Annotated in this window: 10 protein-coding genes; 5 read left to right on the top strand and 5 right to left on the bottom strand. The window is 70.1% G+C overall.

Features of this window, described 5'->3' with window-relative positions:
• Positions 1 to 12: 12 nt before the first annotated feature.
• The 3 genes from ACQEU8_RS15390 to ACQEU8_RS15380 form a co-directional block, all read right to left on the bottom strand.
• Positions 13 to 1,476, bottom strand: coding sequence for a DUF2637 domain-containing protein (locus ACQEU8_RS15390; protein WP_433102422.1), 1,464 nt, complete (start codon positions 1,474 to 1,476; stop codon positions 13 to 15).
• Positions 1,477 to 1,660: 184 nt separating this feature from the next.
• Complete coding sequence (locus ACQEU8_RS15385) at positions 1,661 to 2,377, bottom strand: DUF3558 domain-containing protein (protein ID WP_433100880.1); 717 nt, start codon at positions 2,375 to 2,377, stop codon at positions 1,661 to 1,663.
• Between the two features lie 215 nt (positions 2,378 to 2,592).
• Positions 2,593 to 3,495: a hypothetical protein gene (locus ACQEU8_RS15380; RefSeq protein ID WP_433100878.1), complete on the bottom strand. Its 903-nt coding sequence runs from the start codon at positions 3,493 to 3,495 to the stop codon at positions 2,593 to 2,595.
• Between the two features lie 503 nt (positions 3,496 to 3,998).
• Here ACQEU8_RS15380 and ACQEU8_RS15375 point away from each other — a divergent pair.
• Positions 3,999 to 5,777: a BCCT family transporter gene (locus ACQEU8_RS15375; RefSeq protein ID WP_433100876.1), complete on the top strand. Its 1,779-nt coding sequence runs from the start codon at positions 3,999 to 4,001 to the stop codon at positions 5,775 to 5,777.
• A 150-nt stretch (positions 5,778 to 5,927) separates the two neighbouring features.
• Here the strand turns inward: ACQEU8_RS15375 and ACQEU8_RS15370 are convergent, their stop codons facing one another.
• Together ACQEU8_RS15370 and ACQEU8_RS15365 are read right to left on the bottom strand one after the other, a co-directional pair.
• Positions 5,928 to 6,860 carry a DUF389 domain-containing protein gene (locus ACQEU8_RS15370; RefSeq protein WP_433100874.1) on the bottom strand — a complete coding sequence of 311 codons (933 nt, stop codon included), beginning with the start codon at positions 6,858 to 6,860 and terminating at the stop codon, positions 5,928 to 5,930.
• A gap of 51 nt (positions 6,861 to 6,911) precedes the next feature.
• Positions 6,912 to 7,640: a hypothetical protein gene (locus ACQEU8_RS15365; RefSeq protein ID WP_433100872.1), complete on the bottom strand. Its 729-nt coding sequence runs from the start codon at positions 7,638 to 7,640 to the stop codon at positions 6,912 to 6,914.
• A gap of 127 nt (positions 7,641 to 7,767) precedes the next feature.
• Between ACQEU8_RS15365 and hemL the strand changes: the two genes are divergently transcribed.
• From hemL to ACQEU8_RS15345, 4 genes are all read left to right on the top strand, one after another.
• A complete protein-coding gene (hemL, locus tag ACQEU8_RS15360) occupies positions 7,768 to 9,123 on the top strand; it encodes a glutamate-1-semialdehyde 2,1-aminomutase (RefSeq protein WP_433100870.1) in 1,356 nt (451 codons plus the stop codon).
• Entirely contained in the window at positions 9,120 to 9,833 is a 714-nt protein-coding gene (locus ACQEU8_RS15355) for a histidine phosphatase family protein (RefSeq protein WP_433100868.1), read from the top strand. The genes hemL and ACQEU8_RS15355 overlap by 4 nt, the downstream gene beginning before the upstream one ends.
• Positions 9,834 to 10,117: 284 nt before the next feature.
• Positions 10,118 to 10,720, top strand: a complete 603-nt coding sequence (locus ACQEU8_RS15350) for a TlpA family protein disulfide reductase (protein WP_433100866.1) — start codon at positions 10,118 to 10,120, stop codon at positions 10,718 to 10,720.
• 73 nt (positions 10,721 to 10,793) lie between these two features.
• Entirely contained in the window at positions 10,794 to 11,540 is a 747-nt protein-coding gene (locus ACQEU8_RS15345; protein WP_433102420.1) for a cytochrome c biogenesis CcdA family protein, read from the top strand.
• Positions 11,541 to 11,543 lie beyond the last annotated feature (3 nt).

The following is an 11,543-nucleotide window of genomic DNA, read 5'->3' as shown; positions in this document are numbered from 1 at the left end:
TCAGCCTCTTGTTCAGCCCGCGAGGCCCATCTCGGTGTTGTAGCGGTCCTTGAACTCCCGCATATAGCCGCCGAGATAGGTCTCGCTCAGCAGGCTGCCGTCCGCCGAGGCGACACCGTGCCCCTCGTACAGGGCGCGGGAGAGCTGGCGCGCGGTCGGCCGGTCGCCGTGCGAGGCGACGTACTGGCGGTACACCGAGAAGTAGAACTCGTCCCGCGGCACTCCGTCGGGGATGCCGACGGGCTCGTCGCCGAGGTCCGGCGCGGCTGCGTACTGCGGCCCTGGTTCCGGCTCCGGTACGGCCTGTGGCCCCGGTCCCGGCTCCGGTTCCGGCTGGAAGGACGCGGGTTCGACGAAGAGTTCCTGCTGGCGGACCGGTGCCGGGTTGGCGAGAGTGCGATAGCGGCCGGGGGCCACGGGCACCGGGAACTCGGCGGCGGGCTGCGGCGCCGGCTCCGCTTCGGCGGGGACGGGCGCGGGCTCCGGCGTACGTACGGGCTCGGGCGCGGGCTCCGCGGGGGCGGGGGCGGCCTGCTCCGGAGAGGGGGCGGCCTGCTCCGGTACGAGGGAGGGCTGCTCCGGCGCGGGTGCGGGCTCCGCGGATGCGGGTGCTGGTGCGGCCTGGCCCGGTGCGGGGTCGCGTCCGTCGGCTGGGGGCTGTGCGGCTGCGGGCTGCGCGGCTCCGGACTGTGCGGCTGCCGCTGCGGGTTCGGCCGCGGCAGCCGGCTCGGGCGCCGGTGTGTGCTCGTGCGCCGGTTCGGCCCCTGGGCCGGGCGGGGTCTCGCGGGGGGCCAGTTCGTGGCCGGGCACGTCATGGTCCGGTACGGCGGCGGCCTTTGTGAAGGGCATCGGCTCCGGTTCGGGCAGGGTCGTCGCCTGCGGTGCCGTCCGGTGCAGGGGTACGCCGTAGCGGGTGAGTTTGAGGGGCATCAGTGCTTCGACGGGTGCTTTGCGCTTCCAGGAGCGGCCGTACTGGGCGCGGAGTCTGGTCTCGTAGACGAGGCGGTCCTGTTCCATGCGGATGACCTCGTCGTAGTTGCGCAGCTCCCACAGCTTCATCCGCCGCCACAGCCGGAAGGTGGAGGGGAAGGCCAGCAGCCAGCGGGAGAGGCGTACGCCTTCCATGTGCTTGTCGGCGGTGATGGCCGCGACGCGGCCGGCGGCGTGGCGGGCGGCCTCGACGGTGACGACGAAGAGCACCGGGATCACCGCGTGCATGCCCACCCCGAGCGGGTCGGGCCAGGCGGCGGCGCCGTTGAAGGCGATCGTGGCGGCCGTCAGCAGCCAGGCGGTCTGCCGCAGCAGCGGGAACGGGATCCGGATCCAGGTCAGCAGCAGATCCAGGGACAGCAGCACGACGATGCCCGCGTCCACGCCGATCGGGAAGAACGGCGCGAAGTCGCCGAAGCCCTTCCGTTCGGCCAGTTCGCGGACCGCCGCGTAGGAGCCCGCGAAGCCGATCGCCGCGATCACCATGGCACCGGTGACCACGACAGCGATAAGTATGCGGTGTATTCGGGTCAGTTGTACGCCCTGCACAGGAGTTGTCCCCCACCCTCGGAAACTGGCGGGCCCAGCCTGGCACATACGTACGGCTTGGACGGCACGAAGCCCGGTCCTCGGGGCGAGGGCCGGGCTCCGGTGCGAGGGGGAGGGGCGGTTACTTCACCTGCTTGACCGCTTCCTTCGCCGCCTTCTCGGCCTGCTTCTTCACCTCGTCCGCGCTGGGCTTCTTGGCGTCCTCGAAGCCGGCACCCTCGTAGTCGACGGTGATCACGACGTTCGCGGTACGGGCGATCAGGCGCTCGGCGCGGTACTCCTCGGTCTTGCCCTTGGTGTCCGACTTCTTGGTCTCGTACGAGAGAGAGCTGGCCTGGTCGCCGATGCCGGAGACCTCGGAGTCCTTGATGTTCCTGTTGTCCTTGTTGCTGGTCTTCTCGTCGGCCTGCTGCTTGGCGTAGTCCGCGGCGCGCTTGTCGCCGGAGCCGATCGCCGGGTCGGAGTCGAAGCGCTTCAGCGAGAGCGTCATCTGCCGGTAGTCGTACTTGTCCAGACCGCTCCACAGACAGCTGTTGGAGTCGTTGGTGTCACCGGAGCCGACGCGCTTGCCCGAGGCGTTCTTCGTCCCCGGCACCAGATCCTTCACGGTCTTCTTGCCGAGGCTCTTGCACGAGTCGGGCAGCTGCTTGAACTTCGCGGGCGCCACGGTGGGGGACTTGCTCGCGGAGGCCGAGGGGGAGTCGGACTCCTTGCTCTGGTCCGAGTCCGAGGAGCAGCCGGCGACCAGCAGGACGGGGAGCGCCACTGCCGCACAGGCGAGCGTGTTCCTGACGGTCTTGCTCCGTCGAGGGGCGTTGCGCGGGGCGTTTCGGTGCATGGTTCCTTCGCTTCCGGGGTCTTCACCAGTTGTGCCGAGCCGGGAGTGGCCGCGGTGCTGACGGCACGGTACGCGGCGCCTGGGGTGGTGTGGGCGTTTCGTGGCACCTTCCACACCGTGGGACTGCCCACAGGTGGGACTTGCCACAGAGCGGCCCGGTCAGCGGGGGGCCGCATCCGGAGTGGGAGTCGTCACAGTGCCCGGCGGGGAGGGTGTCAGTCCTCCTCGAAGCGTCCGGCGAGCTGCTCGGCGAGCTCGCGCGCCTTCTCCTGGAGCTCTTGGCTGTCCGGGATCCGGTGCTTGTCGGTCACCCATTGGTCGTACTCGACGGTGGCGATCACGTTGGCCGTCCGGAAGACCAGGGTGATGTCCCGGTGCAGTCCGGAGTCCGCGGTGTGCAGTTCGTCGTCGATGTAGGCGGCGTCGCCGATGTCGTCCAGGGCGCGGGGGGCCAGGTCCTCGTCCGGGGTGGGGGAGGCGCTGTCCTCGGCGTCGTCCTCCGGGTCCTCGGAGGAGTCACCATCGCCCGAACTGCCCTTTTTGTCGGTGGGGGAGGCGTGGCCGTCGGGCGTCTTCCCCGTCGACTGGCCGGAGGAGGAGCCGGAGCCGCCGGGGGAGGCGGCGATGCCGGCCTTGCGGACCTTCTTGTCGTACAGCCGCTCGGCCTGCTCGTCGTCGCTGACGGACGCGTCGTAGGAGACCACCCGTTCGAAGTCGACGGACAGATGGCGGGTGCTGAGTGTGGTGGCGCTCTTCCAGCGGCAGCCCACGCGCCGGTCGGTGTCATAGGTGACGCTCGCCTCGCCCTCGTACGGGCCGGCGCTGTCACTGGGCGCCGCGGTGCCCTCGTCGTCGGCCGCCGCGGCGCCGGGGAGCATCTCGCGGAGCTGGCCGACGCCGACCGTGCCGCACGGCTCGGGGAGGCTGTCGTACTTGCCGGGTGCCGGAGCCGAGGGGGAGGCGGAGGAGCTGCCGGGTTTGCCGTCCTCGCCGCGGTCGGCGCCCGAGGAACCGGTGCAGGCCGTGAGGGCTCCGGTGAGTGCGAGGGCCAGCGCGGCGTTGGTCGCGTACGACGCGAGTGCCCCGCGCGTCGCATACCTGTTTGCCCTCCGCGGCACGGCTGGCCTCCTCGTCCGGGGTCGTCGTCCGGGTCGTCCGGTATCCGGGACGTCCGGGTCCGCGTGCGCCCGAAAGCGTTTCGCCGACCGGCACATGTCTATCGCACCCGTCGCCAGGACGTCCGGTCACCTGGCCCCTATGGTGCGCAAAGTCAGGCTTTTCCCTTTCGCCTTTTATCGGGGATTCCCGCTGTTCCGATCCGCCCATGTCATGTTCCGGATCTACAACGACCCTCGCGGTTCGTGTCCTGGAGGGCGTCAGGGCGCGGGAGTGGGCCTAGGCTTACCGCGTTCTGCTGGTTACGCGCAGTGGCGAGCAGGCCTGAGGGGCGTTCAACTCTGCTGGAGAAGTGCTCAGTTGAGTGAGGGAATCGAGCTCTCAGGAGTGCTTTTCGGCCGGATTACTTTCCCGGAAGCCGGGTAGCGGCCCCCCGAATCCATGTCGGAAATGCTGCGCGAGTGCGTGGGCCGCATGTCCACCGGAGGAAGGGCAATAGACAAACGTGAAACATGAGACAGAGGAGGCATTCGCCTCCAGCGGGGGACTGACCCGGGGTCCGCAGACCGACCGGCTCGTGTTCGGCGTCACGGCGCTTCTCACGCTCGCCTTCGTCATCTGGGGCGCGGTCGCGACGGACTCCCTGGGGAACGTCTCGTCCGAGATGCTGAGCTGGACGATGCACAACGGCGGCTGGGCCTTCGTGCTCGCTGCCACCGGCTTCGTGATCTTCTCGCTGTGGCTGGCCTTCAGCCGCTACGGCAAGATCACCCTCGGTAAGGAGGGTGAGGAGCCCGAGTTCAAGACGGTCTCCTGGATCGCGATGATGTTCAGCGCGGGCATGGGCATCGGGCTGATGTTCTACGGGGTGAGCGAGCCGCTCAGCCACTTCGGCGCCCCGCCGCCCGGTACCAACCCGGGCAACGACGCGGCCAAGATGGAGACATCGCTGGCGACCACGCTCTTCCACTGGACGCTGCACCCGTGGGCGATCTACGCGGTCGTGGGCCTGGCCATCGCCTACAGCTGCTTCCGCCGCGGACGGCGGCAGACGATCAGCGCGGTCTTCACCCCGCTCATCGGCGAGAAGGCGGCCAACGGCGGTACCGGCAAGGTCATCGACATCCTGGCCATCTTCGCGACGCTGTTCGGCTCCGCCGCCTCGCTGGGTCTGGGCGCGCTCCAGATCGGCAGCGGCATGGAGCAGGCCGGCTGGGCGAACAAGGTCAGCACCGGTGTGCTGGTCAGCATCATCGTCGTGCTGACGGCGGCCTTCGTGTTCTCGGCCGTCTCCGGTGTGGAGAAGGGCGTCCAGTGGCTGTCCAACATCAACATGGTGCTGGCCGGGCTGCTGGTGCTCTTCCTGTTCATCGCCGGCCCGACGATCCTGATGCTCAACATGGTGCCGACCTCGGTCGGCAGCTTCCTGGGTGACCTGCCCCAGATGATCGGGCGCACCGACTCCAGCAGCGGCAAGGGAGTCGCGGAGTGGCTCTCGGGCTGGACGGTCTTCTACTGGGCGTGGTGGATCTCCTGGACGCCGTTCGTCGGCATGTTCATCGCCCGCATCAGCCGGGGCCGCACCATCCGTCAGTTCGTCGGCGGTGTGATCCTGGTCCCCAGCGTCGTGAGCCTCATCTGGTTCTCCGTCTTCGGCGGCACCTCGATGAAGCTGGCGTCCGACGGCGCCAAGCTCGGCGACACCGCGGAGGCCCAGCTCTTCAACGTGCTCGACCACTACCCGATCTCCAGCATCACCGGCCTCATCGTGATGATCCTGGTCGGCATCTTCTTCGTCTCCGGTGCCGACGCGGCCTCGATCGTGATGGGCACGCTCTCCCAGAAGGGCACGCTGGAGCCCGGCCGCGGCGTCGTCATCATCTGGGGTGTCCTCACCGGTGGTGTCGGCGCGATCATGCTGATGATCGGCGGCGGTGGTGACGAAGCGCTGGAAGGCCTGAAGAACCTCACCATCCTGGTGGCGGTGCCGTTCACGGTCGTGATGGTCGGACTGTGTGTGGCGCTCTCCAAGGACCTGCGCCGGGACCCGCTGATCATCCTCACCGAGCGCGGCGAGGAGGCCGTGGGCAGCGCGGTCGTCGCAGCCCACGAGCAGTACGGCGGCGAGTTCGAGTTCCAGATCGGCCCGGTCGACCCCGACGCCCCGAAGCTGGACGCCGAGGTACTGGACGCGGAGGTCGCCCAGGCCTGCGCCGACGCCGTGGTCGCGACCGACGACTCGGGCGGCTCGGACGAGGGGAAGTCGGGCCGTAAGTCGGACTGACCCCTCAGGTCCGCCAGGACCACGTACGACGGGCGTCCCGCCACCGCACAGCCGGTGACGGGACGCCCGTCGTATGTGCGACCGGGACTGTCCGTCGTACGCCGTGGGGAGGCGGCCTCGCAGTCGTCGTACGACGAGCGGACGCGCCCCTCAGCTCGCGCGGGCGCGCTTGTGCGCCCAGAACAGTTTCTGGCCCAGCAGGGTGAGCGACCCGGCCAGCACAATTCCGGCGAGGTTCACCAGCAGCTGGAGGAACGAGCCGCCCGTCTCCTCCAGATTGCCGTAGCTCAGCGCGACCGCCGCGTTGGCCGCGGCCGGCACCGTGGTCACCGAGATGGCGACCCCGACCAGCGCACCGGACTTGGCGGAGGTCAGCGAGACGATTCCGGCGACCCCGGCGAGCAGGGCCACGACGAAGGACATCGGGTCCGGCTTCCAGATGAAGGCCGTCATCGGATGCGGGTTGGTGAATTGCTCGTACGAGAAGATGCCGAGCGCGTCCAGCACCACGCTGAAGCCCCCCGTCAGCAGCATCGCCACCGGGAAGCCCACCAGCAGTGCCATCAGGGACCGCCACAGCAGCCGCGGTGCCCGCCGCACCAGGCCCGTGCACACGCCCGCCAGCGGACCGAACTCCGGGCCGACGACCATCGCACCGACGATCAGGATGGCGCTGTCGATCAGCACGCCGCAGGCCGCGAGCATCGTCGCGACGGTCAGAAAGGTGAGGTAGGTCAGCGACAGCCGCGACTCCTCGTGCGTGGCCTCGGTCAGCGACTCCCACAGCACCGCGTCCACACCCTCGCCCGGGGCCAGCTCCTCGGCGCGGTCGGCACGCGCCGAGAGGGACAGGTCGATGTCCTCCACGGAGATGGCGCCGTCCTCGGCCACCCCCATCTCGCGCAGCCGGCGCAGGAGTTCGTCCCCCGCCTCCCGTGCGACGTCGCACATGACGACATCGCCGACCGGATCGCGGGCCGCGCCCTCCAGCACCACGAGATGCGTGGTGCCCACTGACTTCTCCAGCAGGGAGGTGACCTCGGCGGTACGGCCGTGGGGAGTGATGATCCGCAGGTGCAGCATGGCGCGCAGAGTAGCGCTACGGCCGCCGGACGGGCGCCACGCGCTGGGGAGCTACGGCCACACCAGGCAGTACGCCTGGTGGCCCGCCTCGTGGAGGCGGTCGGAGAAATCCTGCCAGCGGTGCAGGAGTTGGTAGACGTTGAAGGCGTCCTGCGGGCCGGCGCGGTCGGGAACCGTGGACCAGATGAAGGCCGCGGCGCCCACCGTCTCCTCACCGACACCGCGCAGCGGATCCACGACCGTCATCGGGAGCTTCACCACCGCGTAGTCCGGATGCAGAACGACGAGTTCGAGCGGCGGAACGCGGTGCAGCGGTATCCCCTCGATCCCTGTCAGCACCATCGCCGCCATCGTCTCGGGCTTGATCTTGGTGAACATGCCCTGACCCAGCTCGTCCCCGCCCAGCTCCTCGGGACGCATCGAGATGGGTACGCGCGCGGCCGTGGCACCGTCCGGCGCCCCGAAGTACTTGTAGGTCACCCCCACTCGGCCGCCACCCCTGCCGCTCCTGGTCTTCGCCGTGCTCCCGATGCCCGCGAGGCCGCCGCCCCGCACAAGGCCGCTGCCGCTCGTGGTGCTGCCGCTCGTGGCGCCGCCCGTGGTCCCGCCGTTGGACGCGGAACCGGCGCCGGCCGTTCCCTCGTCCGTCGTGCTGCCGTTCGCGCCGCTCCCCGCCGTGGTTCCACTCTCCGCCGCAGTGCGCCTGTGGCGCCCCTGGGCTCGCTTCGGGCCAGTCTCCGAGGGGCCGGGCCCCTCCCCCAGTCCGCCACCGCGATGCATGTCACCACCCGACTGCTCATCCGAGCCGCACAGCCGTCCCCGTGCGGCCCGATCATCGTGTCAGAGACCTCCCCGCCCCGCGGAGTGTGAAACGCCCCCGGGCCCCCGCGCACAGGGCTCTGACACCATGGCTTTCGTGACTTACTCGTACAGCGCCCCAGTATCGCAGTCGCTCTTCGACCGCGCCGCCGCCGTGACGCCGGGAGGCGTGAACTCTCCGGTCCGCGCCTTCCGCGGTGTGGGCGGTACGCCCCGGTTCATGGTGTCAGGGTCCGGTCCCTACCTCACCGACGCTGACGGCAGGGAGTACGTCGACCTGGTCTGCTCCTGGGGGCCGATGATCCTCGGCCATGCGCACCCCGAGGTGACCGACGCCGTGCGCAAGGCCGTCGAGCGCGGTACCTCCTTCGGTACGCCCGTCGAGGACGAGGTGGCGCTCGCCGAGCAGATCGTGGACCGCATCGACCCCGTTGAGCAGGTACGACTCGTCTCCTCCGGTACCGAGGCGACCATGTCGGCGATCCGCCTGGCGCGCGGTTTCACCGGCCGCTCCAAGATCGTCAAGTTCGCCGGGTGCTACCACGGGCACGTCGACGCGCTGCTCGCCTCGGCCGGCTCCGGGGTCGCCACCCTGGGTCTGCCGGACACCCCGGGGGTCACCGGGGCGCAGGCGGGCGACACGATCGTGCTGCCGTATAACGATCTGGACGCGGTCCGGGAGGCGTTCGCCGCGCACCCCCGCGAGATCGCCTGTGTGATCACCGAGGCGTCGCCGGGCAACATGGGCATCGTCCCGCCGCGCGACGCCACCGAACACGAACCAAGCTTCAACCAGGGGTTGAAGGACCTGTGCAAGGCGGACGGCGCGCTCTTCATCTCCGACGAGGTGATGACCGGCTTCCGGGCGAGCGCGCGGGGCTGGTACGGCATCGACGGTGTGACCCCCGATCTGATGACCTTCGGCAAGGTGATGGGCGGCGGCTTCCCGGCGGCGGCGTTCGGCGGCCGCAAGGACGTCATGGACCACCTCGCGCCCGCGGGCCCCGTCTACCAGGCGGGCACGCTGTCCGGGAACCCGGTCGCCACCGCCGCGGGGCTGGCCCAGCTGCGGCTGCTGGCCGCCGACGACTTCGCCGCGCACGCGGTGGTGGACGCCGCGGCCCGCCAAGTGCGGCAGCTGGCCACCGAGGCGCTGAACAAGGAGGGCGTGGCGCACACCGTGCAGACGGCGGGCAGCATGTTCTCCGTCTTCTTCGGGGACTTCGGCGACGCGGGGGTCACCGACTACGCGGCAGCCAAGCGGCAGGAATCCTTCCGCTTCACCGCGTTCTTCCACTCGATGCTCTCCCAGGGCGTCTATCTGCCGCCCTCCGGCTTCGAGGCCTGGTTCGTCTCCGCCGCGCACGACGAGCGGGCCATCGAGCGCATCGCAGACGCGCTGCCCGCCGCCGCGCGCGCTGCCGCCGAGGCGGTGCCGGCATGAGCGGGAACCTCGCGGGCGGCACGGGCGACAAGACGGTCACCGTCGTCCATGTGATGCGGCACGGCGAGGTCGAGAACCCCGAGGGCATCCTCTACGGGCGGCTGTCCGGCTACCACCTCTCCGAGCTCGGCCGCCGGATGGCCGACCGGGTCGCCGAGCACCTGGAGCGGCGCGACATCACCCACGTCGCCGCCTCCCCGCTGGAGCGTGCGCAGGAGACCGCTGCGCCGATCGCCAAGCTGCACGGCCTCGACGTCGACACCGACGAGCGGCTGATCGAGGCCGGGAACGTCTTCCAGGGCAAGACGTTCGGCGTCGGCGACGGAGCGCTGCGCAGGCCGGAGAACTGGCGTCATCTGCGCAACCCCTTCCGGCCCTCCTGGGGCGAGCCGTACATCGAGCAGGTCGTACGGATGCGGGGCGCGGTCGAGAGCGCCAAGGACGCGGCGTACGGGCACGAGGCGGTGTGCGTCAGCCATCAGCTGCCCATCTGGATTCTGCGCAGCTTTGTCGAGCGGCGCAGGCTGTGGCACGATCCGCGGCGTCGGCAGTGCACGCTCGCCTCGCTGACGAGCTTCACCTTTCTCGGCGACCGCATCGTTTCGGTCGGCTACTCCGAACCGGCGCACGATCTGGTGCCGGCGCATCTGCGGGCGGGCGCGAAGCGCCCCAAGGGCGGGGGCGCCCAAAGCCGCGGGGCGGGCGCTTGAGCCCTCCCTCTCTGCCGCTTGTGGGCAATCGTTCCGCAGGGGCGGGACGGGTGGGCACAAGCGGGGCCGCACCCGCGCGACGGCCGTACCCCGCACCGTGCAGTGGGCGCCGTTCGTCTGCGGCCCGGTGGCCGGTGCTGCGCTTGCCCACCCTGCGCACCTGGCGCAGACTGCCCAAGCGCAGCAAGGGTGCAGGCCCCAAGCGCAGCAAGGGGGCAGCCCTCGCACGAGAGGGAGCAGGGGGGCGTGGAAGGTCCCGCAATGGGGCATGCGAAACTTTTCACATGAGCCAGACCCGCGCCTCCCGCCGCCGCATCACCCTGCTGGCCGCCGGGCTCGCCGCCGGCGCAACGCTGCTGTCCGCCTGCGGCGGCCAGGAGACCGGCTCGTCCTCCGGCGACACCAAGTTCGTGAAGGGTACGGGCGAGATCACCAAGGTCGCCAAGGGCAAGCGCACCTCGGTGCCCGACCTGTCGGGACCCTCGGTCGATGGGAAGAAGCTGAAGCTCTCCGACTACAAGGGCAAGGTCGTCGTGCTGAACGTCTGGGGCTCATGGTGCAGCCCCTGCCGTGCCGAAGCACCCAACCTCGCCAAGGTCGCGCGGGACACCAAGGGCAAGGACGTCCAGTTCCTCGGCATCAACACCCGTGACCTGGACAAGGCCAACGCCAAGGCGTTCGAGCGGAACTACGAGATCGACTACCCGAGCTTCTACGACCCCAGCGGCAAGCTCATCCTCAAGTTCCCCAAGAACACCCTCTCCCCGCAGGCCATCCCCTCCACCCTGATCCTGGACAAGGACGGCAAGGTCGCGGTGCGGGCCCTGAAGGAACTGAGCGAGAAGGAGCTGCGCTCGGCGCTCGACCCTCTGACCGACGCGAAGTGACCGCCCCATGACCTCCCTCGCGGCGACCTCCCTGGCGGCGTCCCAGGCGACGTCATCCCTGGCGGCAACGGGCATGAACGGCACCGTACTCAACGGTGCCCTGCTGCTCGCGCTGCCCATCGCGCTGCTCGGCGGACTGGTCTCGTTCTTCTCGCCGTGCGTGCTGCCGCTGGTGCCCGGCTACCTCTCCTACGTCACCGGCGTCAGCGGTACCGACCTGGCCGAGGCGCGGCGCGGGCGGATGTTCCTGGGCGCGGGGCTGTTCGTACTCGGCTTCACCGCGGTCTTCGTCTCCGGCGGCGCCCTCTTCGGCGGCTTCGGCGCCACGCTGCAGGAGAACCGCACTCTCATCTCCCGGGTGATGGGCAGCCTGACGATACTGCTCGGGCTCGCCTTCATGGGCGCGCTCGGGCCGCTGACCCGGTTCACCCAGCGCGAGCTGCGTATCCACAAGCGGCCAGCGATAGGGCTGGCCGGTGCGCCGATGCTCGGGGTGCTCTTCGGTATCGGCTGGACGCCGTGCATCGGGCCCACGCTCGCCGCCGTCCTCACGCTCTCCTCGAACCAGGCGAGCGCCGGGCGGGGCGCACTGCTGACGGTGGCCTACTGTCTGGGTCTGGGCGTGCCGTTCGTCGTCGCCGCGATCGCGTTCCGGCGGGCGCTGGGCGCGTTCGGCTGGGTGAAGCAGCACTACGCGTGGGTCATGCGGATCGGCGGCGGGATGCTCGTCGCGGTCGGCGTGCTGCTCGTCACAGGCATCTGGGACCGGATCGTCTACGAGATCACGGTCTGGTCGTCCGACTTCACGGTGGGGATCTGATCC

This window comes from Streptomyces sp. CA-250714 (genome assembly GCF_050936705.1).
Lineage (GTDB): Bacteria > Actinomycetota > Actinomycetes > Streptomycetales > Streptomycetaceae > Streptomyces.
Note: the sequence above shows the minus strand (reverse complement) of the source record. Positions and strands in the feature narration are given on the sequence as shown.

What these genes read in the sequence shown, in the direction of transcription:
- ACQEU8_RS15390 (WP_433102422.1), bottom strand. Translation starts at nt 1,476, where the DNA reads ATGGTGATCGCGGCGATCGGCTTCGCGGGCTCCTACGCGGCGGTCCGC.
- ACQEU8_RS15385 (WP_433100880.1), bottom strand. Translation starts at nt 2,377, where the DNA reads ATGCACCGAAACGCCCCGCGCAACGCCCCTCGACGGAGCAAGACCGTC.
- ACQEU8_RS15370 (WP_433100874.1), bottom strand. Translation starts at nt 6,860, where the DNA reads ATGCTGCACCTGCGGATCATCACTCCCCACGGCCGTACCGCCGAGGTC.
- ACQEU8_RS15365 (WP_433100872.1), bottom strand. Translation starts at nt 7,640, where the DNA reads ATGCATCGCGGTGGCGGACTGGGGGAGGGGCCCGGCCCCTCGGAGACT.
- hemL (WP_433100870.1), top strand. Translation starts at nt 7,768, where the DNA reads ATGGCTTTCGTGACTTACTCGTACAGCGCCCCAGTATCGCAGTCGCTC.
- ACQEU8_RS15355 (WP_433100868.1), top strand. Translation starts at nt 9,120, where the DNA reads ATGAGCGGGAACCTCGCGGGCGGCACGGGCGACAAGACGGTCACCGTC.
- ACQEU8_RS15350 (WP_433100866.1), top strand. Translation starts at nt 10,118, where the DNA reads ATGAGCCAGACCCGCGCCTCCCGCCGCCGCATCACCCTGCTGGCCGCC.
- ACQEU8_RS15345 (WP_433102420.1), top strand. Translation starts at nt 10,794, where the DNA reads ATGAACGGCACCGTACTCAACGGTGCCCTGCTGCTCGCGCTGCCCATC.